The following is a 21,176-nucleotide window of genomic DNA, read 5'->3' as shown; positions in this document are numbered from 1 at the left end:
ACACTCGAAGCCGAGCGGCTAAACTAGCACGGAGCACGCCAATGTTCGCCAACAGTTTTCCCGACAAGGCCCTGATTGCCGAGACAGTCGCAAAGATGCTGCTGGAAATCGAGGCGGTGCATATCCGCGCCAACCAGCCTTTCACCTTCACCTCCGGCATCGCAAGCCCCGTTTATATCGACTGCCGCAAGCTCATTTCCTACCCGCGCATCCGCTCCGCCGTGATCGATTTCGGGGCCTCGGTGATCCTGCGGGAGGCGGGTTTCGAGCAGTTCGATGCGGTGGCGGGCGGCGAGACGGCCGGCATTCCTTTCGCCGCCTGGCTCTCGGACCGGCTCGGCCTTCCGATGCTCTATGTGCGCAAGAAGCCGAAGGGGTTCGGGCGCAACGCGCAGATCGAGGGCAATCTTCCCGACGGCGCGCGCGTGCTGCTGGTCGAGGACCTCACCACGGATGGCGGCAGCAAAATCAAATTCGCGGAAGCCATCCGCAATGCGGGGGCCTCGGTGACCGACACCTTCGCCGTCTTCTACTACGACATCTTTCCGGAAACGCCGGACCGGCTGAAGGCAGCCGGCATGCGGCTCCACTACCTTACCACCTGGTGGGACGTCCTTGCCGCCTGCCGCAAGACCAACCGCTTCGGGACGGAAGCGCTCGACCAGGCGGAAGCCTTCCTCAAAGAGCCGCTGAAGTGGTCCGCGGCCCATGGCGGCATTTCCGAGCTGGCGCGCTGGGAAGGTTGACGTTCACGTAAGAGGCGTCTTACCCTCTTCGGAGTGGTCGCGCTCTGGAGGAAGATATGTCGCTTGCGGGCAAGACGCTTTTCATCTCCGGCGGGAGCCGCGGGATCGGCCTTGCGATAGCACTCCGGGCCGCGCGCGACGGCGCCAATGTCACAATCGCCGCAAAGACCGACAAGCCGCACCCGAAGCTGCCCGGGACCATCCATACGGCGGCCCGGGAGATCGAGGCGGCGGGCGGGAGGGCGCTGGCGGTCGTCTGCGACATCCGCGAGGAGGCGCAGGTAGAAGCCGCAGTGGCAGAGACGGTGAAAGCTTTCGGCGGCATCGACATATGCGTGAACAATGCCAGCGCCATCCACCTCACCGGCACGCTTCAGACGGAGATGAAGCGCTTCGACCTGATGCACCAGGTGAACACGCGCGGCACTTTCCTCGTCTCCAGGACCTGCATCCCGCATCTCAAAAAGGCGGAGAACCCGCACATCCTCAATCTCGCGCCGCCGCTCGACATGAAGGCGAAATGGTTCAAGAGCCACGTCGCCTACACGATGGCCAAGTTCGGAATGTCCATGTGCACCCTCGGCATGAGCGCCGAGTTCGCCGCCGAAGGGATCGCCGTGAATTCGCTGTGGCCGCTGACAGCCATCGACACTGCAGCCATACGCAACCTTCTCGGCGGCGCGGCGATGGCCAGCATCAGCCGCTCGCCCGAGATCGTCGCCGACGCGGCCTACGAGATTTTCAACCGGCCGGCGCGGGAATGCACAGGCAATTTCTTCATTGACGAGGTGGTGCTGCGGCAGGCGGGCGTCACCGACTTTTCCAGATACGCCCCTGGTGTTGATGGTCCGCTCGCCGGCGACTTTTTCGTGCCGGACGAGATCTTCGCCAGTACCCCTACGAAGGTGCGGCCGCTCGCCTGAGCCCCGACTGTTACATTCGGGAACAATGATGTTACTACCGGGTTCGGGTGCATCCAAAGCGGGAGTATCCCCATGCATGCACTGAACGTCATCACCCTTCTCCTCATTATCGTAGGCGGGCTCAACTGGCTGCTCGTCGGCCTCTTCCAGTTCGACCTGGTGGCGGCGATCTTCGGCGGCCAAGACGCGATGCTTGCCCGGATCGTGTACGTCCTGGTCGGGCTTTCCGCCCTCTGGCAGCTGATGCCGCTGTTCAAGTCGTTCAACCGCGACGAGGCCGTGGCCCAGCGGCACTGAAACGAAAGGGGCCGGCGGGTTCGCCGCCGGCCCCTGAGTCCAGCCGACGCAAGCGTCAGGTGCCGCGCGCGGCGATCTTCAAGCTGCGGCTCTGCTCGCGGCCAAAGCCGATCACTTCGATCCGATCCTCGTGGATCTCCACGACCGAATACGCCGTCTCCGCCGGGGTTTCGACCATCCCGCGGAAATTGACGAAATGCTTGCCGCCGATCTCGCCGTAGTTGCCGGCATGGTTGTGGCCGTTGAAGAAGGCCACGACATGGTCGTGGCTCGTCAGCAGCTCGACGATGCGCTCACTGTCCCAAAGATTGTGCATGTTCTTAGGGTAGACGGGATAGTGGCTGAGCACGATCACCCGCTCACCGGCAAGCTTTGCCTTGTCGAGCGTGTCCCCTAGCCAAGCGAACTGCTCGTCGCTCAACGAACCGTTCCAGCTTTGGGCGTTTTCCGCGCCGGCCTCCTTGAGCCTGGCCAGGCGCTCAGCAGCGATCTCCAGGCGCGGATCGCCGTTCGGCGGCGCGAAGAGGCTGACGTCATTGCCATCGAGCACGATGAAGCGATAGCCGCCGCCGGCAAAATCGTAATAGGCCTTGGACATTCCCACGGTGCGGACCACGGAGCGCAGATAGTCCTGGCCGACCTCGAAGTCGTGATTTCCCAGCACGAAGAACCGGTCGTGGCGCAGCGTATCGTAAAGGGGCAGGACGTCGCCGAAACTGTCCCAGTGGCGGTCGATGATGTCGCCGAGCGTGGCGACGAACCGCAGGTCCTGCTTGTTCAGGGTATCGATGGCGTCAGTCAGCTTCCAAAGGCTGTTGGCATAAAAGCGGGTGCCGCCGGGTTTGGGCGGGAAGGGCGCATATTGCGGGTCGGCGATGATGCCGAAACGAAACAGCGGATCGCCTTGAGCCCTGGCGGCGTTCAGGGAAAAGCCGGCGAAGGGGGCGACAAGGCCTGCCGCCGCGGCGGTCTTGATGAGGGCGCGTCGTGTGGGCATGTCCGATTCTCCTCGTCAGAATTGGAATGCCGCTCGTCTAGAAGGGCGCCGTGACATGCAGGTGAAGCGCACGTGAAGCCTGGGTGACATCGCGGCGGGCGGGGAGCTTGGCCGTGGAAAGGTGGCGCAAGCGCAGGGCGGGCGCCGGCCCTATCGCAGCGGCCAGACCAGCATGAGGGCCGGAACCGCGACCAGGATGACGATGAAGGAGAGGGGCAGGCCCAACCGCGGATAGTCAGAGAATCGATAGCCGCCCGGTCCCATGACCAAGGTGTTGCATTGATGGCCGATGGGAGTGAGGAAATCGCAGCCTGCGCCGATGGCGACGCCCATGAGGAAGGCTTCAGGCCGGTAGCCGAGGGTCGTGGCGAAGCCTGCCGCGATCGGCGCCATGACGAGCACCGTCGCGGCATTGTTGAGGAAGGGCGTGACCGCCATGGCGGCGACGATGATCAGCGCCAGCGCGCCGTAGGACGGCAGGACGGCGCCCACTTCGGCCAGCGCTGAGGCGATGACGTCGGTGGCGCCCGTCGTGCGCAGTGAGTCGCTGAGCGGGATGAGCGTTGCGAGCATGACGAGGATCGGCCCGTCGACCGCGCCATAGACATTGCGGATCGGGATGACGCGGAACAGCACCATCATCACCGCGGCGGCGAAGAAGGCGAGCGGCACCGGAACGACGCCCAAGGCTGTCGCTCCCATCGCCGCGATCAGGATCAGGACAGGCACGATGCCACGCCTCACGCTGCCGAGGAGCAGCGGGCGCTCCGCGAGCGGCAGCAGCCCGAAATCGCGCAGGAATTCAGGCAGGGAGTGCTGGTTGCCCTGCAACATGACCACGTCGCCGAGGCGCAGGGTGATGGTGCCGACGCGCTGATTGAGACGCTCACCCTGGCGGCTCACCGCCAGGAGATTCACGTTGTAGCGGTCGTAGAGCATCAGGCTCTGGGCCGACCAGCCGACAAGGCTCGAATTCTCGCCCACAACGGCTTCGATGGCGGTCACCTCGGCGCCAGCCCCGCCCTGGCTCGCCACGTCACGGTTGCTTGTCATGCTGAGCTTGGCCTGCGCCACCAGCCGGTCCAGCGCCTCATGCTCGCCTTCCAGGAGAAGGATGTCGCCCTCGTGCAGCACCGCGTCGGGGAGGGGCGCGATCCGCACGCCACTGGCGCGCAAGACGGAGGTGATCGCCACGTCGCCCGCCGTTATTTTCAAAAGATCGGCGATCGTCTTTTCGAGAACGGTGGAGTCCTTCGCGACCTTCGCCTCAGCCACGTAGTTCTTGATGACGATCGCCTCCTGCAGCGACGAATCCCGTCGCTCGCGGGGCGGCACGAGCCAGTAAAACAGCACGAGGAAGACGGCGCCCGCAAGAGTGAGGGCAAGGCCCACCGGAGTGAAGTCGAACATGGTGAAAGCGGTGCCGGTCAACTCCTCGCGAAGGCGCGAGACGAGGATGTTCGGAGACGTGCCGATCTGCGTCATCAGCCCTCCCAGGAGCGAGGCGAACGCCATCGGCATCAGGAATGCGGAAGGGGTGGTGTTGGACCGGCGTGCGAACTGGAAGGCCACGGGAATCATGATGGCCAGGGCGCCGATATTCTTCAGGAAGGCGGAGAGGAAGGCCACCGTGAGCACCAGAAGCGCGATCTGTGCGCGGACCGTGGTGACGGTCGGCGCGTAGCGCTGGATCGCCAGTTCCAAGATGCCCGTGCGGGCCACGCCGGCGCTGACGAGCAGCGCGCTGCCGACAGTGATGACGATGTCGTCGCTGAAGCCGCTGAAGGCCTCCTTCGTCGGCACGATGCCGACCGCCACCGCCGCAAGCAGGGCGAGCGCTCCGATCAGGTCGTAGCGGAAACGGCCCCAGACGAAGGCCGCCATGGCCAAGCCGATAACGGTGAAGGAGAGGATTTGAGGCAGAGTGAACATAGGGCTCGGGCGGTGCGGATATGGAGCGAAGCATGTGTCATGATATTGCCGCGCCGACAATGTCGGCGCGGCGGCGAGTACCCCGAATCTTCGGGACGCGTGTGGGTCGATTCTCCTGCCGCGCCGGGCGGAGCGGCAGAAGGCCTAGCCGCCGATCATCCTACCTCTACCGGTCCCGGCCATTGGCATTGCCGTTGCCGCGGTCGTTGGATGCACCCGGTGCGGCGCCGGCATTGTTGTTCTCACCGGAACGGCCCGGGTCCATGTCGCTCGCTTCGCTTACGCCGCCCTCGGCGCCGTCGCCTGGCCCGGCGTTGATGTTGTCGTTTCCGCGGGTGTCGGGCGAGCCGGCGAGGCCAGCGCCAGAGGCTGGGGAGGTTCCGACAACGGATGCACCGGTCGGGGTGGTGAGGGCGGAAGGAGCCGATACCGCGGCGGGTTGTCCGGAGTTGCCTGTCCCGGGGGCTTCAATGAGGTCCAGGGCGCGCTCCACGGACGAGGTTGTCAGCGGCGGGCACTGATCGAGTGCGCTGGGCGTGAGGATCCGTTCCCGGTTGATGGCCACGCAGCAGAGCTCGCGATTGGCTTCCGTGAGCGGATTGCACTGGGCCGTGGTCATCTCCGGCCGCGCTTGTTGCGCAAGCGCTGGGAAGACCAGAGTGGCGGACAGGAGCGCCGCGAAGGAGACGACGCTCCGCAGGGCAGGCGAAATGGGGGCACGCATCGCGTTTCCTCTTGAACTATTCAGGCTCCGCCTAATTCTTGCCAAATTCGAAAAGTTCCCGCACCCGCCGCGAAAAGCCGGAACGGCTGGGCGGAGAGGCGGGTTCATTGTCGAAGGAGCCTCCATGACCAGGTCCGCCGACCCTTTCAACGCGCAGCGGAACGCGAACAGGCGGAGTGTCTATGTCGCCGGCCTGCTGACGCTTGCGGCGGCAACTGCGGTGACGCAGATGCGAAGCCGCGCCGCCCTGCGTCAAAACCGGCCCTTGGGCAGGTTCATCGATGCGGACGGCGTGCGGCTTCACGTCGTGGAGAAAGGACGCGGAGACCCGCTGGTCCTGTTGCATGGCAACAGCTCCTTCACGGCGGATTTCCTCACCAGTGGGCTGGTGGACCTCGCCGCGCGGAAGTATCGCGTCCTCGTCTTCGACCGGCCCGGCTACGGCCATAGTGCGCGCCTGCCCGGAGGACGGATCGATCCCGAACTACAGGCAGGGATCATCCATGCAGCCCTGCGGCGGCTCGGCGCCGAGCGGCCGATCGTGCTCGGCCATTCCTGGGGTACGCTGGTGGCGCTGGCGATGGCGCTCGACTTTCCCGGCAAGATTCACGGCTTGGTGCTCGAGGCGGGGTACCTCTACCCGCAGCCGAGGCTCGACCTTTTCCTGCTGTCGCAACTCGCCATGCCGGTTTTAGGAGACGCGGCGCGGCACAGTTTCGCCCCGCTCGTGGGGAGGATGTTCTGGAAGGGGCTGCTGCGGCAGCTATTCGCGCCGCAGCCGGTGCCCCGACATTTCAGACAATTCCCCGCATGGATGGTGCTGCGGCCGGAGCAGATGCGAACGAGCGCCGACGAACTCGCCGGTCTCCTGGAGGCCTCGGCAAGGCTGAGCCGCCGCTATCGGGAGCTCGGCCTCCCGCTCGTTATTCTTTCGGGGCGCGGCGACCGCCTCGTCGATCCGCGCTTCCATTCTGAGCGGCTGCATGCAGAGCTGCCCCGCTCCGAATACCGGGCCTACCCAGAGATGGGCCACATGCTCCACCACCTGCTCCCGGAAGAGGTGATGCGCGCCGTTGACGACCTAGCGCGGCGGCCGACCGGCCGCTGAAACGATCCGGATTTCGCCTGCCCGCCGACAGCCCCGCGGCAGTTTACCAGCGGATCACCACGACCTGTTCCGATCCGTTCGCGAGTTCCACCGCCTCACGCCCATCCGCTTCCGCGTTCATGGTCTTGGCTCCGTCGACGACTTCTACCTCCGATATATTGACCGCGAACGCCTCATCGACCTCAGCCACGCAAACCAATGTGTCGGGGGCGAGGTCTTGCAGCTTGTTCATCAAATCGCGAACTTTCATGAAAGACTCCTTTGGCGGAAGAACCCTGCCGGCTGGATGCGGTTCCACCACCGCCCCGGTGGCCGCCGCGTCCCTGCTGGGTCCTCCAACGGCTTATGCAAAAGCAAAGTAGTAGGCGGCGAGAAGCAGGCCGACGGCGATTACAAACAGCCGCACGACGATTTGCGGCAGGCGCTTTGCCGTCCAGACGCCGACATACCCCCCGAGGGCCACGCCCGGCACCATGACCAAGACGTGCAGCCAACTCACCACGCCACCGAGCGTGAAGATGACGATCGCGACGGCGGCGATCACGATGGAAAGCAGGTTTTTAAGCGCGTTCAGCCGGTGATAGTCGCCCTTTTCGGTGAGGCCAAGCGTCGCCAGCATCATGATGCCGAGGCCGGCGCCGAAGAAGCCGCCATAGATCGAGGTCAGGAACTGGACGATGGGTCCGGCGATAGGATTCGACGGATTGTCGTTCGCCGCCTGCTTCGAGCCAGGCTTGAGCCACGGACCGGCGGCAAACAGCGCAGTCGCGGCGATCAGGAGCCACGGCACCAGCGCCCGGAAGGACGGATTGTCCAGGGAAAGCAGGATCAACGACCCCCCGACAGCGCCTAACGCCGACACCAACATCAGGACGGGCGCCTTGCGCCAGATTGTCTTGATGTCCGTCCAATAGGCGAGCGTGGAGGTGACGTAGCCCGGAAACTGGGTAAGCGAGGAGGTGGCGTTGGCGGAGATCGGCGGCACACCGCCGAGCGTCATCGCACCGAAGGTGATGAAGGTGCCGCCGCCCGCGACGGCGTTCACGACACCCGACAAGAAGGCCGCGATGAAAAACAAGCTGGCCGTTAAAACCGACATGAAAGGATCTCGCTCAAGGGTGCAGGGTGGCCTTGGGCCACCCGAGGGATTAGGAAAGTTTCGCTGGGCAAGTCCTACTTGGCTACCGGCGGTCTGCAAAGGCCTTCGTCAGCCGTGGAGCCGCGGCAGCGCAGAACGCTGTGTTCGGCGCGGGCGGCCATTTCGCCGGCGATACAGAGCGACTCGCCTCGGCGGTGCTTTCATCGGCATCTCCGCGATCGCAGCGATAGGCGCATTCGTCAGTCTGCTCCGTGCGGCCGGCGCCACGTCTTTCGCACCGTCGCCGCCGAACGGGATCGACTGTAGGTCATGCCGGCGGGTGACCGTCAACTGATGAGCAGCAGAAGCACCCAGAGCAGCACCGTCACGACAAGGCCACGAAAGGCGATGGTGACATAACGGTATTTCGAGCGGGCGATGGTGGCGAGATTGTCCGCGTTGCCGAGGTACTCGTTGAGTACGAAATCCGGGTCTCTCGCCGCCAAAGCCTCCTGAAACTTCTGCCGGTGCGCGGACCACGTACCCCAGAAAAGGGAAGTTGAGGAAGTCCGCAACTTGCGCGGCAGCACCACGAAGATGGCGGAGACGAGGGAAACCACCGCCGCGATGGCAAGCAGGATCGAAACGGCTACAGCGATGGGATCGTCGACCGGCTTGTCCTGAAGATAATACTGCATGCGGAAGGCTTCCTTGCCTTCCACCGAGGTGATCATCACCGCGAGCAGAAGAGTGAAAATATAGGCTGCCTTCTGATCTGCGAGCCTGATCTGGTCGTAGAAGACATCGTTCGCCTTCTTCGCCAGATCGAGATAGGCGGCCGGCGCCTCCAGCTTCGGTGCCGGAAGGGCCTCGACCACTTCGGTTGCTTTTAGTCTGCGGCGCTTGACGCTTTCCATGTGCCCCCGCCGTAAAAACGTCTGGTTAAGTAGCCATTGCCGTAAATCCACATCCACTGCAAACACAATCTTGACTTTGTACTTCGGCTGCATGAATAGAAAACCCTATTGGGGGCGTCTCTCAGGTTAAAATAAAAATGCGCAGATTCTACGCCGCTCTGCTGGCGGTAGCGTGGCTTGACCATGCGGTTCCGGTGGAGGCGGAGGTCGTTGCGCGCGGTGCGCCGGCGGCGGGCGCGGTAATAGCGCGCAAGACGGGCGAGGAGGTCCGGTTCTTCGACGTTTCGAACTGGCGAGGCGTCGATATCGGCCAGGACGTGCTGGCGGGCGATACGCTGCGCACAAATGCCACCGGGCAACTCGCTATTCTCTTCTCCGACCGGACGCAAATGCGCATGGGGCGCAACACCGTCCTCGTGGTGAAGCAGATCGGCGCGCCTTCCGAGACGGTCTTTGATCTGCAAGCGGGCGTCATCTGGGGCAGGGCGCAGCGCGGCGGCATCGGCCTGACGGTTGAGACGCCTGCGGCCGCGGCGGCCGTGCGCGGCACCGACTGGACCTTGACGGTGGAAGCGGACGGCCGCACGTCCCTCATCGTGCTGGAGGGCCTGGTGGAGCTCTCGAACGAGCTCGGGTCCGTCAGCGTGGCGGCAGGCGAGGCGGCGGTTGCGGCGATCGGGCAGGCACCCACCAAGGTTGTCATCGTCGATCCCAAGGATCGCGATCAGATGCTTTTCCATCTCTCGCTGCGCAACTCCTTCACCTTCCTGCCGGCCTCGCCGCTTCCCATGAGCAACCTGCGCAACGAGCGTGCCCGTATCGTGGCCGCTCCCCCAGCGCAGCGGAGTGCCGAGGATTGGACCACGCTTGCGGAGGCGGCGCTGGTTCACGACAGCCAGCAGGCCGCGCTCGACGCCATCGCCGGCGCGCGCAGACGCGGTCCCACGCCGCAGCAGGCGGCGCGCCTCGATCTGGTGGAGGCGATGGTCACCGGCGCGAGGCAAAACTATGCCGAAGCCGCGCGGCTCTTCGAGCGCGCGGAGCGCCACCTCGACCCGGAGAGGCGGGCGGTCGCCGCATATGGCGGCTACTACGCCCGCGCGCTCGCCGATCCAGACAGCGTCGAGGCGCCGCCCTCCACGCCCGATGGAGGGCCAGCCGCCGCGATGGCCGAGGCGTGGACCGCTGGCTTCCTTTACGACATCCAGACCGCCACGGAGGTGCTGCAGCGGGGGGAGCGGCGTTTTCCGCGCGATCCGCTGCTGCCGGCCATGCGCGCGCAGCTGGCAATGCTGATCGACGATCGCCAACAGACGACGGAGGCGATCGAGCGTGCCCTGCTGCTTGACCCCGACAATGCGGAAGCGCTGAAGGCGCGGGCACGGTTCAGGGCCAATTTCCAGGGCGATATCGAAGGCGCCTATGCTGACCTTTCCCGGGCGGCTGAGCTGATGCCGGGCTCCACCGACCTCTGGAACGACATGGGCCTGGTGCAATCGGCCCGTGGCGCCGCGCGGGAGGCGGAAGCGGCGTTCCGGCGCGCGGCCGAGCTTGACCCCAACGATCCCGTCGCGCATGCCAACCTGGCGATTTTCCTTCTCGACCAGGATCGGCTGGAGGAGGCGAAACGCGAGATCGACACAGCGCTCGCCCTCGACCCGGCATTCGAGATCGGGCTTGTTGCGCGCGGGCGCTACTACCTTCAGCGCGGCGACCGTGAGAGGGCGCTGCAGGATCTGTTGGCCGGAAGCACGGCCAACCCCGGCTATGCGCAGGCGCTTCTTCTGCTCGCCGCTGCACATTACGAGTCGGGCGACACCGATCCCGGCAATCAGGCGATCGAGAATGCCGACCGGCTCGACCCCAACGATCCGGTGACCTCGTCCTTCCGCACGGCGATCGCGATTGATGATTACGATGCGGATGCGGCGGTGGAGAGCGCCCAGGAGGCGCTCCGCCGGTCGCGGGCCCGGGGAGGGGACTATGCTCCGCTCAGCGCCAACCGCGACGCCGGTTCGACGCTCAACGACGCCTTCCGCACTGCGGGCCTCGACGCCTGGGGCCGGTACTATGGCGATGCTGTTTTCGATCCCTTTGCGGGTGCGAGCTTCATCGACCAGACCATTTCCGGCAGCGCCGACCCGTTTGTGGACGACATGACCTTCGGCGGGAATCCGGTGGATGCGACGGCAAACAGCACCGCCTTTTCTTCCTTCTTCCAGGGCCTGATGCTCTCGCCCGAGATGCTCGCCGGTCGCTCGCGCGGCGCCAATCTCTTCCGCCGGCCATTCATCGAAGGGGCGATCGAAGGCGGATTCATCGAGGGCAGCGGCGGCTGGACCGGCGGCGGCGAGGTGCAGACCTATGCAGCCGAGCCCTTCCCCTGGAGCTTCTACGGGATCATCGATGCCGAGAAGGCCTCCTATTTCCGCGAGGCGATCACGCCGGGAGCGGCTGTGCCCTATGTGGGCTTCAATCTGGAATCGGAGACGTTCAGCGGCACGGGTTATTTCACGGCCAGGCCAACGCCCTACGACCGCGTCGCCGCCTATGTTGACGTGCGCAAAGCCGAAAACAACCTTGCGGATACGGTCGTTCTTTTCAATCTGCCGGGCCTCTTGGTCGACGGAGCTGCCTATGACCGGTCAGTCGACACGTCGCTCACCCGCGTCGGTGCTGGCTGGAGCCATACTTTCGGCTACCGCAATGTGCTGAATGCGGCGGCATTCTATTCGGGGATTTCCCAGACTAGCGCGCAGGAGGGGCTACTCTTCGTCGGCACCATTCCTGTTGGCCTCCAGACTGAAGACGCGACCATGGAGCAGCAGTCCTTTGTCGCCGCGGTCAGCCATTCGATCGGCGTGGAAAACGTCTCCTGGCGTTACGGAATCGAGGCTGGCATGCTCGACCAGTCGCGCACCGAGGAGAGCTTCTCCGTCACAATCTTGGATCCGCCCACGCTTTCGACCGCGGCTGCGGATGCCGAACTCGCCTTCGGCCGCGCCTATGTGGATGCAATCTACGAATTCACGCCCACCTTCCAGGCCGAAGCCGGGATCTTCGTCACCGCGCTGGGAGATCCCATCGACAAGGTCCGGCTGGAGCCGCGCATCGGCTTTGCCTGGGCGCCGATAGAAGGCCATTGGCTGCGCGCGGCTTACCAGCGCCAGACGGAAAGCGTGAACGAGACCACGCTTTCTCCCGTGGGCGTGCTCGGTCTGCAGCCGAACCAGCTTCCGCTCGACATCGGCGGCTATACCGACACGCTTGCATTCCGCTGGGACGCGGAGTGGACGGATCGTTTCTTCACCTCGGTCGACTACCAGCACCAGTGGGCGCGCGACATCGCCATCCAGCCGCCCGACGAGATCACGACCGTGAGCTATGCGAAGGGCCGTCTCGACCGCGTGAGCGCAACCGCGAACCTGCGGCTCGGCTTCGGGCTCGGAGCTTTCGCCACCGCTGCCCTGACCGATTCGGAAGATCTGGACCCGACGAGCCCGACCTACGGCTCGGCACTCCCCTTCATTCCTGAGACGGCCGCGCGACTGGGGCTCACCTGGGTGCATCCGTCAAACATCAAGGTGACCCTCGCCGCCACCTATGTTGGCGAACGCTTCGGCAACGAGTTCGGCGACGTGCTCGACGACTACTGGACCGCGGATGCCTTCCTCACCTGGGAGCCGCTCGACAAGCGCTTTGCGCTGGAACTGGCCGGCTATAATCTCCTTGATGAAGACTTCCAGGTGGCAAGCGGTGTGCCGGGCTGGGGCCGCACCTTCACCGGTTCCCTGAAGGTGCGCTTCTGATGCTCCGGCGGTCCTGGTGGAACCAGCCATCGGGCGAACAAGGTGCAGAACATCGGCGCTACTTCCTGGCGGCTGCCGCCCTCGCCATTGCGGGGATCGTCACGGCGCTTTCCTTCTCGACGCCTTGGCGACTCGCCGACGCGCGAAGCTTCGATTTCCTTTCCACGATCTCGCTGCCGAAGCCGGACGGGGAAAGCCCGATTGTCATCGCCATCGACGAGCCGGCTCTCGCGGAGATCGGTTTGCGATGGCCCTGGCCGCGCGAGCTTCACGGCAGGCTGGTCGAGGCGCTGCGAAGCGCGGGCGCGCGAGCCATCGGCCTCGACATCATCTTCGCCGAACCTTCGGATCCGGAGAGCGACCGCGCATTGGCCGCGGCGCTTGGACCGGACACCGTGCTCGCCGCTGACGAGGCGCTGATCGAAACGCCGCACGCCGACCAACTGGTCGAGGTGAAACCTCTGCTGGAACTCCTTGCGACCGGGGCTGCGGCAGGCATCGCGACCATTGCGCTTGATGGCGACGGCGTCCTGCGCAAGATCCCGCACTACCGGGACAGTTTTGCCGCGAGCCTGCTCCAGGCGGCAGGCAAGGGTCTCCCCGAACGGCCTTCCGGCGCATTGATGCAGGTCTTTGGGCCGCAGCGCACCTTCCCTACCGTTTCCTACTATCAGGCGCTCGATCCGGCAGCCTTTCTGCCCGAGGGGTTCTTCCGCGGGAGGACGGTGATCATCGGCTTCAGCACGCAGTCAGCTGCATCGGTCGATTCTGGAGGTCCCGATTCCTACGCCACTTCTGACACGCTGCGCAGCAACCGGCTTCTTTCAGGCGCCGAGGTGCAGGCGACGATCTACGACAATCTCGCGCGCGGGCTCTTCATCCTGCCCGCCCCTTCCTGGGCGGGGATGTTCTCCGTTTTTGCGGGGGTGCTTGTGGCGGCCGGCATCGCCTGGAGGGGGACCGGCTGGCATACGGTCGTTTGGGGGGTCGCCGCCTGCTTTGCCTTCTTCGGCTTGAGTGGAGTGCTTCTCCATTTCGGGCGGGTCTTCGTCGCGCCGCTGGCTCCGTCAATGGGTTTCCTCGGCCTGGCGATTGCGCAAAGCGCCTATGACTACGCGGCTGAGCGGCGGCTGCGGCGCGGCATCGCCCGTGCATTCTCGCAATATGTCTCGCCCGTCCTGGTCGATCGTCTGGCGCGCGATCCTTCGCTGCTGAAACTCGGCGGGGAAACCCGCACGCTCACCATCCTCTTTTGCGATGTGCGCGGCTTCACGGCGATCGCCGAATCCATGAAGGACGATCCGGAGCGGCTGACATCGCTCATCAATCGCCTGCTCAACCCGCTCTCCAATGTCATCATCGAGGCCGGCGGCACGATCGACAAATATATGGGCGATTGCGTCATGGCCTTCTGGAACGCGCCCCTGGAGGATCCGGACCATGCGCTGCACGCGGTGCAGGCGGCGCTCGACATGATCGCCGCGCTCGAAAAGCTGAACGGGGAGCTTGCCGAGGAGGCGCGGGCTGCAGGTATCTCGCCGGTAGCGTTTAAGCTCGGCATCGGCATCAACACCGGATCGGTGGTCGTCGGCAACATGGGTTCTCACATGCGGTTCGACTATTCGGCGCTCGGAGATGCCGTGAACCTCGCCTCGCGGCTGGAGGGCGAGACGAAGACTTTTTTTGTCCCCGTCCTGATTGGGCCGGACACGGCGCGTTTGGTGGCGTCTCATTTTTCGCTGACCGAGTTGGGCGAGGTGCGGGTGAAAGGCAAATCGGAATCTGTGGCCGTCTCTACGCTTACTGCCCTGCTGCCTGCTGCCGACAAGGTAGAGCGGGTAGCGTGAAGCTCACTAGGGAAGACCAGCGTCGGCGCGCTTGCCCGTCATTGAGAAGGCTCCGTACACCGGGCAGCATTGAGCTTTCTGGCGTATCACGTTGCGCCTTTGATACATCAGCTATAAAAGTCTTCCTGTTTTGACGATCGGCTCGGCACAATCTTCGCTTCGCGGGAGAGGGGAGGGATCGTAGATTGCGATAGCGGAAGCCAAATTGGCGTATGGGAGTCTCGCGCATGCTTTCAGTCAACCGTCGTGATTTTCTAGCAGCCGCGGCTGCCGCCACTTTGACACTCTCACTCGCCCTGCCGGCCGGGGCCCAGGAAAAGCCGCAGATCGAATTCCTCTATTCGCCCTTTGCCGACTACGCTCCATTCTTTGTCGCCAAGGAGCTGGGCTATTTCGATGAATTCGGCCTCGATGTGACGCTTTCGCCCAAGAGCGGCACGGCGGAAACCATACAGCTGCTGGCCTCGGGCAATGTCGTGTCGGGGGCAGCCACCTGGGGCGCGGGACTGTTCAATTCCATCCATAGCGGCGCCACCGTGACGATCGTCGCCACGCTGGCCAAGATGCCGGATACCGTACCGTCCCCGTCGCCGTTCATGGTGTCGGAGCAGGCGTGGCAGGCTGGCATCCGCGAGGTCAAGGACTTGAAAGGCAAGCGCGTCGGCATTCCGGGACCGGGCGGATTCGGTCTCTATTCGGTCGCCAAGGCGCTTGAGAAGGGCGGGCTCACCGTCGACGACGTGGAGGCTGTCTACCTGCCGCCGCCGGCTACCGCGGCCGCTTTCGCCAATGGTGGTCTGGAAGCCGGCTGGAGCATCGAGCCTTTCGCGTTGCAGCTCGAGAAGGAAGGTCTCGGGCGCCGGCTCGTGGAAGACCACACCTTCGGCACGGAGCTCGGCTTCATCGCCTTCAACAACGAGTTCGCGAAGGAGAACGAGGACACGGTCGTCAACTTCCTCGCTGCTTTCCTGAAGGCCGCGCGCCAGCTCGACAACGGCGGCTGGAAGGACGACAGGATCCTGGACATCGTTTCCAAGTACACAGGCACGGAAAAGGAGATCCTCAAGGGCATCGCCTACACCATCCGCTCGGAAGACGGTTCCATCGACCTTGCCTCGGTTCGCGAGCAGGAAGAGTTCTTCCGCGCGCAGGGCGCGCTCGAATATGAGGGTCCGATCGACATCGACTCCGTCTACCGAAAAGATCTGCTGGAAAAGGCAAACGCCCGTCTCGCAGGACAATGAATCTGGCCCACTCACAAATCGGCCGGAACGCGGTTCCGGCCGAGCCCGGCTTGGCGATCGAGGTGCGCAACCTCGTCAAGGCGTTCTACGACGTATCCGGTGATCGCATCACGCTCGCGGCTGCCGACGTGAACTTCACTGTCAGGCGCGGCGAGTTCGTCTGCATCGTCGGCCCGAGCGGCTGCGGCAAGACGACGGTGCTGCGGATTCTCGCTGGCCTCGAGCAGTTGCTGAGCGGCGAGGTGCGGATCGACAGCACCGTGCCGCCGGCGATGGTGTTTCAGGAAGCGTCCGTCCTTCCCTGGCTGACGGTGGCGCAGAATGTCGCCTTCCCGCTCAGCCTCAAGGGCGTGTCGAGGCAGAAGCAGCGCGAGCGTGTCGACGAACTGCTCCAGCTGACCGGTTTGACAGAATTCGCTGACGCGCGTCCTCACCAGCTGTCGGGCGGCATGAAGCAGCGCGTTTCGGTAGCGCGTGCGCTGGTCGACGACCGCGACGTCCTTCTGATGGATGAACCCTTCGGAGCGCTCGACGAACAGACGCGTTTCACGCTGCAACAGGAACTTCTCAGCATCTGGGAGCGCACCGGCAAGACCGTCGTGTTCATCACGCACAGCGTGGACGAAGCGCTGACTCTGGCGGACCGGGTGCTGGTGATGTCGCCGCGCCCCGGCACCATCATCGCCGACTTGGCCGTCCCCTTCGAGCGCCCGCGCGACGTTGTCGAACTGCGCCGAGACAAGCGGTTCTGGGACCTTACCTACGAGGTCTGGCGGCTGCTGGCGACATCACCGGAGCGTTGAGATGACGACCCCCCATCTTTCTCTCTCGCCAGAAGAGATCGAGCGCCTGAAGGCGCCGGCGCGGCGCGACCATATCTATCGCATCCTGTCCTATTTCAGCCCGTTGCTGCTGCTCCTGGTCTGGGAAGCCGCGGCGCAGGCGGCGCTGATCGACCGCCGCTTCTTCCCGCCGCCGAGCGCCATCGCGGGCACCGGCTGGCAGATGATCGTCAGCCTGGAGCTTTTCGAGCATATCGGCGCCACCCTGCGCCGCGTCGCGGTCGGCTATGCCATGGGCGCAGTACCCGGGGTCCTGCTTGGCCTTTTCCTCGGCCTGTCGGCGCCTGTCCGGCGTGTTCTGGGGCCGATCTTCGCGGCGCTCTATCCGGTGCCCAAGATTGCCATCCTCCCGCTCATCCTGCTGATCTTTGGCGTCGGCGACGCGTCGAAATTCGTGGTCATCGCCATCGGCGTCTTTTTCCTGATGTTCTACAACACGCTCGGCGGCGTGATGCAGATCCCCCAGATCTATCTCGATGTCGCGCGGAACGCGGGAGCGACCAAGTTCCAGACCTTCCGCCGCGTGGCGCTGCCGTCGGCGCTGCCAAGCATCTTCACCGGGCTGAAGCTTGCGGCCGGTTCATCCTACATCATCATCGCGGCGGCGGAGTTCCTCGGCGCCCGCAGCGGCGTCGGCTTCTTCATCTGGGCATCCTGGCAGACATTCGCCGTGTCGCGCATGTTCGTCGGCATCGTGGTGATTTCCGTGATGGGCTATCTCACCATCCTTGCGCTCGAGGCGCTGGAGCGGCGTTTCGTGCCGTGGGCGAAGCATTGAGGGATTGCGGCTCATGACCGTCGATGCCGGCCCGGCCACCACCGCCCCTGCATCCGTCTCGGAGCGCATCTACCTGGCGCTCCGCCAGCAGATCATGCGCTGCGAGATCGCCCCGGGGACGACACTCGACGCAGCCTCGATCGCCCGCCGATACGAGGTCTCGAAGACGCCAGTGCGCGATGCGATGCAGAAGCTCGCCGCCGAGGGACTGGTGACGATCCTGCCGCGCAGCGGCTACCGTGTCGCCCCCATCACCTTCCAGGCCGTGCACGAGATCCTTGATCTGCGCGCGGCGATCGGACCGCATGCGGCCAGACAGGCTGCGCGCTATGCCACGGCGGCGGATATCGCCGCGCTGCGCCGGATCGTCTCGGAATACGCCGCGCCGCTCGATATCGGCGCCATGCAGCAGGTGGCGCGCCGCTTTCACCTCGCCATCGCCCGCTGCAGCCGCAACAAGCGCATCGTCGCTCTCTCGGAAAACCTGTTCGATGAACTCGAACGCCTCCTGCGCTTCGCCATCGATTTTACCGTGAAAACAGAGGAGCACTCTGACGAGCACACGGCGCTGGTCGATGCAATCGAGGCCGGCGATGGTGACAAGGCCGCTGAGATCGAGGCGGCCCACATCAGAAGCAGTCGCGAATTCCTGATCGAGCGCCTGATGACGCTGGGCTATCTCTCGCAAGGCGAGATCCAGCTTGGCAGTCCGGCGCGGCGTGCGGGCTCATGATCGCCATTGCTGAAGCCATAGACGGTCTTTCGGCCGCCCTGGGTGGCGGCCAAGCGGCGAGGCTTGCGGCGTTGGCCTTGATCGAGGCTGACGCGCTCGACCTGCCGCGCTTTGGCATTGCCATGCTCGATGAATGGACCGCCGATGCTGCCCCGCTGCCGACGAGCGAGAGCCGGCAAGCCATAGACTGGGTCGACTGCTCCTCCTGCTTTGCGCCGCTCGCGGTCGCCGGCGCCACGCTGGCCCTGACAGACACCGCCCGGCAGTTCGGCATCGCTGCCATCTTCCTGCGCGGCGTCAGGGGCTTCGGCCGGCTCGCCCCCTACGTTCGCCATCTCGCCGATGCCGGGCTCCTCGGAATCGCCGGTGCGGAGGGCCCGCCTTTCGTCGCCCCGCACGGCGGCGCCCGACCGGTGATCGGCACCAACCCGTTCGCGCTTGCCCTGGGCCGTGGCGATGCGCGCGTCGTGGTCGACGCAGCCAGCAGCACAGCCACCATGGCCGATATTCGCAACGCGCGCGATTCCGGCACGCCATTGCCGGAGGGGATCGCGCTGGACGGCGAAGGACGGCCGACGACCGTTGCCGCCGAGGTTGCGGCGTTGCTGCCGCGCGGAGGCCAGGTCGGTACGCTGCTCGGGCTCGTGGTCGAGCTTATGGCCGGTGTCGCCGGCGGAGGTAGAGGAGATCCGAGAGCTCGCGGCGTGTTCATCATTGCCCTCGATCCGGCCAGGTCCGATGAACGCATCGACTGGCAGGCCAGGCTTGCTGCGTTGCAGGCCGACTGGATCGAGGGCGGCGGTCACTGGCCGCAGGGCGGCAGTGTGTCGCCCGAAGCCGTGCTGGACAGCGCCTCTGCCAAGCGCCTCCACACCTATCTCGCCCGAATGACAGGCGAGGCACGCCAATGATGCGCTTCAAGGTAGATCCCGTCAACGGCCTGATCGACGAGCCGCGCCGGCTTGTCGTCTCCGGCCTGTCTCCCGACGAGCTTGTCGCCATCTCCGCCCGCACAAAGCGCGCTGGCGGCGTGATCTGGATGAGCCAGGCGACCTTCATGGCTGACGCGCGGGGCGAGATCGACCTGAGCCGCGACGCCCCGGTCGGCGGCGACTACGCCGAGGTCTCGGCCATGGGCCTGATCTGGAGCCAGCAACCGGTCGACAGCGCGAGCGCCGAGCTCTTTGCCGACGATGTCATGGAGCCTTTGTGCACGAAGCTGACGGCCGAGACCGCTCGTGGCAGCCGGATTGAGGCCGAACTCCGCCAGCGCTTTGCTGCCGAGGGTGTGGAGCGGCGGGAGATCCGCGAAGACGGACTGGTGGGCACGCTCTTCGCTCCGGCCGGGCAAGGTCCGCATCCGGTCGTGGTGGTGCTCAACGGCTCGGGCGGCGGCATCAACGAGCCGCGCGCCGCGCTCCTCGCCTCGCGCGGCTTTCAGGCCTTTGCGCTCGCCTATTTCAAGGCGCCGGGCCTGTCGCCCTTCATCACCGAGACCCCGCTCGAATACCTTGAGACCGGCCTGCGCTGGGTGCGCCGGGAGCTCCAGCCGAAGGACGGCTTCGTTGCGGTGAGCGGCCAGTCGCGCGGCGGCGAGCTCGCGCTCCTGCTGGGCGCGACCTTTCCGGATCTGGTGTCCGCGGTAATCGCATTCGTTCCCGGCGCCATGGTCCATGGGGCGCAGGGCGCCGGCGATCCGGCGCGCGGCGGCTGGAAAGGCGCTGCCTGGACCAGAGGCGGAATTCCGCTGCCGCATCTGTGGCAGGATAATAGCGCCGTGCATTGGCACCCCTGGGCGGGCGATGCGCCGCCCAGCCGGCACCACTCGGTCTTCTTCGAGGGGCTGAAGGACACGGCGCTGGCAGCGCGGGCGCGCATCCCGGTCGAAAACATCGCGGGGCCGGTGCTTCTGATCTCGGGGCGCGATGATCGAGCGTGGCCCTCCAGCCTCTATTCCCGCATGGTGGTTTCGGCGCTGCGCCGCCACAACCATGCTCACCTCGTGCGCCATCTCGACTTCGACGATGCCGGGCATGCCATCAACCTGCCAATCGTGCCCTCGACGCAGCTCACCCGCGTCCATCCGGTCTCCAAGGTTCCCTACACCAACGGCGGAACACCCTCAGGCAACGCGAGAGCCAATGAGGGCTCCTGGCGCGGCATGCTCGCTTTCCTCGATGAGATCACCAGTCAAAGCACATCGAGCCAGAGCTCTCATGCGCAAGCACACACCTGAACCATCCGAAAGGGACACGAACATGCCCACAAGAGAACATTTGGAAGGCCAGTGGCGTGAATGGCGCCACGCCCATGTCGCTAGGATGTTCCGTCCGTATGGCTGGACCTCGCTTGTTGCCCAGTACTGGTTGGAAGCAGGCGGCAGGGATGTCACCTTCGAGATGCTTCCCGGCACCTGGTCGGTAGAAGACGGACGGATCATGTTCACCCCGCCTGCCTCGGGACCGAACCTTTCGGTGAACGGCGAGTATCCCACGGCGCCGATCGAGATCATCCCAGGCCGCAATCAGACCTATGGCCACGGCAGGAGCGTGCCGGTCTATTTCGGCGTGATGGAGGTCGAGACGATCCTGCGCAGCAACCATGAGGGCCAGCCCCTTTACGGCATTCGCGTGCGCGACCCGCTGAAGGCGATGCGCCCGGAGGATGCCGGCGTCACCGCTTTCGACTATGATCCCGCCTGGCGCATCCCCGGCTTCTACACGCCGACTGAACTCACCGACTTCGAGGCCGAAACCGTGGAAGCTGGCGTGCGCGAATCGACGCCGCGCATTGGCACCTTCACGTTCGAGCACAAGGGCAGGAGCTACACCCTCGTGCTGATCGGCAAGCAGACTGCGACGGGCATTCAGCCCGTCGCGCATATTCGTGATCGGACCAGCGGGCCGATCACCTATGGCGCCGGCCGTGTCATCGAGCTGCAGTTCGCCGACGAGAAAAATACCCGCATCGACTGGATCGACTTCAACTACGCGGTCGCGCTGCCATGCGCATTCACGAATTTCGTCACATGTCCGGTTGCACCTCCCGAGAACCACCTCGATTTCGAGGTGCTCGCGGGTGAGAAGCGCCCCGCGAAGGATGTGGCGAGGACGATGACCTACAAGGCTGGAGAAAACAGCGCTTCCTGACGCAGAACGAAGTTCCGAGCCTCGCCACCTGCATTGAACGCCGGATGCCGAA

The 21,176-nt window shown here is 64.9% G+C and carries 19 protein-coding genes; 13 read left to right on the top strand and 6 right to left on the bottom strand.

Annotated features, from left to right (window positions below; genetic code table 11):
- Positions 1–41: 41 nt before the first annotated feature.
- From RIN79_RS02855 to RIN79_RS02845, 3 genes are all read left to right on the top strand, one after another.
- On the top strand, positions 42–746 hold the full coding sequence (locus tag RIN79_RS02855; RefSeq protein ID WP_309083113.1) for an orotate phosphoribosyltransferase: 705 nt from the start codon (positions 42–44) through the stop codon (positions 744–746).
- Between the two features lie 56 nt (positions 747–802).
- Positions 803–1,669 (top strand): NAD(P)-dependent oxidoreductase, encoded by an 867-nt coding sequence (locus RIN79_RS02850; RefSeq protein WP_309083112.1) that lies wholly within the window; start codon positions 803–805, stop codon positions 1,667–1,669.
- Positions 1,670–1,741: 72 nt separating this feature from the next.
- Positions 1,742–1,966 (top strand): DUF378 domain-containing protein, encoded by a 225-nt coding sequence (locus RIN79_RS02845; RefSeq protein ID WP_309083111.1) that lies wholly within the window; start codon positions 1,742–1,744, stop codon positions 1,964–1,966.
- 55 nt (positions 1,967–2,021) lie between these two features.
- Here the strand turns inward: RIN79_RS02845 and RIN79_RS02840 are convergent, their stop codons facing one another.
- The 3 genes from RIN79_RS02840 to RIN79_RS02830 form a co-directional block, all read right to left on the bottom strand.
- Entirely contained in the window at positions 2,022–2,963 is a 942-nt protein-coding gene (locus RIN79_RS02840; RefSeq protein ID WP_309083110.1) for a metallophosphoesterase, read from the bottom strand.
- Positions 2,964–3,113: 150 nt separating this feature from the next.
- The gene (locus RIN79_RS02835) at positions 3,114–4,895 is read right to left on the bottom strand and encodes an SLC13 family permease (RefSeq protein WP_309083109.1); all 1,782 of its coding nucleotides are present in this window, start codon (positions 4,893–4,895) and stop codon (positions 3,114–3,116) included.
- A gap of 166 nt (positions 4,896–5,061) precedes the next feature.
- Positions 5,062–5,619 carry a hypothetical protein gene (locus tag RIN79_RS02830; RefSeq protein WP_309083108.1) on the bottom strand — a complete coding sequence of 186 codons (558 nt, stop codon included), beginning with the start codon at positions 5,617–5,619 and terminating at the stop codon, positions 5,062–5,064.
- A gap of 124 nt (positions 5,620–5,743) precedes the next feature.
- Here RIN79_RS02830 and RIN79_RS02825 point away from each other — a divergent pair, with 124 nt between their 5' ends.
- Positions 5,744–6,727, top strand: a complete 984-nt coding sequence (locus tag RIN79_RS02825) for an alpha/beta hydrolase (RefSeq protein WP_309083107.1) — start codon at positions 5,744–5,746, stop codon at positions 6,725–6,727.
- 43 nt (positions 6,728–6,770) lie between these two features.
- Here RIN79_RS02825 and RIN79_RS02820 read toward each other — a convergent pair whose 3' ends face one another.
- The 3 genes from RIN79_RS02820 to RIN79_RS02810 form a co-directional block, all read right to left on the bottom strand.
- Entirely contained in the window at positions 6,771–6,977 is a 207-nt protein-coding gene (locus RIN79_RS02820; RefSeq protein ID WP_309083106.1) for a sugar phosphorylase, read from the bottom strand.
- 93 nt (positions 6,978–7,070) lie between these two features.
- Complete coding sequence (locus tag RIN79_RS02815; protein ID WP_309083105.1) at positions 7,071–7,826, bottom strand: sulfite exporter TauE/SafE family protein; 756 nt, start codon at positions 7,824–7,826, stop codon at positions 7,071–7,073.
- Between the two features lie 326 nt (positions 7,827–8,152).
- The gene (locus tag RIN79_RS02810; RefSeq protein WP_309083104.1) at positions 8,153–8,815 is read right to left on the bottom strand and encodes a Pycsar system effector family protein; all 663 of its coding nucleotides are present in this window, start codon (positions 8,813–8,815) and stop codon (positions 8,153–8,155) included.
- A gap of 44 nt (positions 8,816–8,859) precedes the next feature.
- Here RIN79_RS02810 and RIN79_RS02805 point away from each other — a divergent pair, with 44 nt between their 5' ends.
- From RIN79_RS02805 to RIN79_RS02765, 9 genes are all read left to right on the top strand, one after another.
- Positions 8,860–12,531 (top strand): tetratricopeptide repeat protein, encoded by a 3,672-nt coding sequence (locus RIN79_RS02805; protein ID WP_309083103.1) that lies wholly within the window; start codon positions 8,860–8,862, stop codon positions 12,529–12,531.
- Positions 12,531–14,378, top strand: a complete 1,848-nt coding sequence (locus tag RIN79_RS02800; protein WP_309083102.1) for an adenylate/guanylate cyclase domain-containing protein — start codon at positions 12,531–12,533, stop codon at positions 14,376–14,378. The genes RIN79_RS02805 and RIN79_RS02800 overlap by 1 nt, the downstream gene beginning before the upstream one ends.
- Positions 14,379–14,605: 227 nt before the next feature.
- A complete protein-coding gene (locus RIN79_RS02795; protein WP_309083101.1) occupies positions 14,606–15,622 on the top strand; it encodes an ABC transporter substrate-binding protein in 1,017 nt (338 codons plus the stop codon).
- Positions 15,623–15,672: 50 nt separating this feature from the next.
- Complete coding sequence (locus tag RIN79_RS02790; RefSeq protein ID WP_309083100.1) at positions 15,673–16,425, top strand: ABC transporter ATP-binding protein; 753 nt, start codon at positions 15,673–15,675, stop codon at positions 16,423–16,425.
- A gap of 1 nt (position 16,426) precedes the next feature.
- Entirely contained in the window at positions 16,427–17,242 is an 816-nt protein-coding gene (locus RIN79_RS02785; protein WP_309083099.1) for an ABC transporter permease, read from the top strand.
- A gap of 13 nt (positions 17,243–17,255) precedes the next feature.
- The gene (locus RIN79_RS02780; protein ID WP_309083098.1) at positions 17,256–17,975 is read left to right on the top strand and encodes a GntR family transcriptional regulator; all 720 of its coding nucleotides are present in this window, start codon (positions 17,256–17,258) and stop codon (positions 17,973–17,975) included.
- On the top strand, positions 17,972–18,886 hold the full coding sequence (locus RIN79_RS02775) for an Ldh family oxidoreductase (protein WP_309083097.1): 915 nt from the start codon (positions 17,972–17,974) through the stop codon (positions 18,884–18,886). Before RIN79_RS02780 ends, RIN79_RS02775 begins: the two co-directional genes overlap by 4 nt.
- Positions 18,883–20,211, top strand: coding sequence for an acyl-CoA thioesterase/BAAT N-terminal domain-containing protein (locus RIN79_RS02770; protein WP_309083096.1), 1,329 nt, complete (start codon positions 18,883–18,885; stop codon positions 20,209–20,211). Before RIN79_RS02775 ends, RIN79_RS02770 begins: the two co-directional genes overlap by 4 nt.
- Before the next feature lie 22 nt (positions 20,212–20,233).
- Positions 20,234–21,124 carry a DUF1684 domain-containing protein gene (locus RIN79_RS02765; RefSeq protein WP_309083095.1) on the top strand — a complete coding sequence of 297 codons (891 nt, stop codon included), beginning with the start codon at positions 20,234–20,236 and terminating at the stop codon, positions 21,122–21,124.
- The last annotated feature ends 52 nt before the right edge of the window (positions 21,125–21,176 follow it).

The organism is Chelativorans sp., from assembly GCF_031180965.1.
Classification (GTDB): Bacteria; Pseudomonadota; Alphaproteobacteria; order Rhizobiales; family Rhizobiaceae; genus Chelativorans.
The sequence above is the reverse complement of the archived record's forward strand: the minus strand, read 5'-3'. Positions and strand labels throughout refer to the sequence as shown.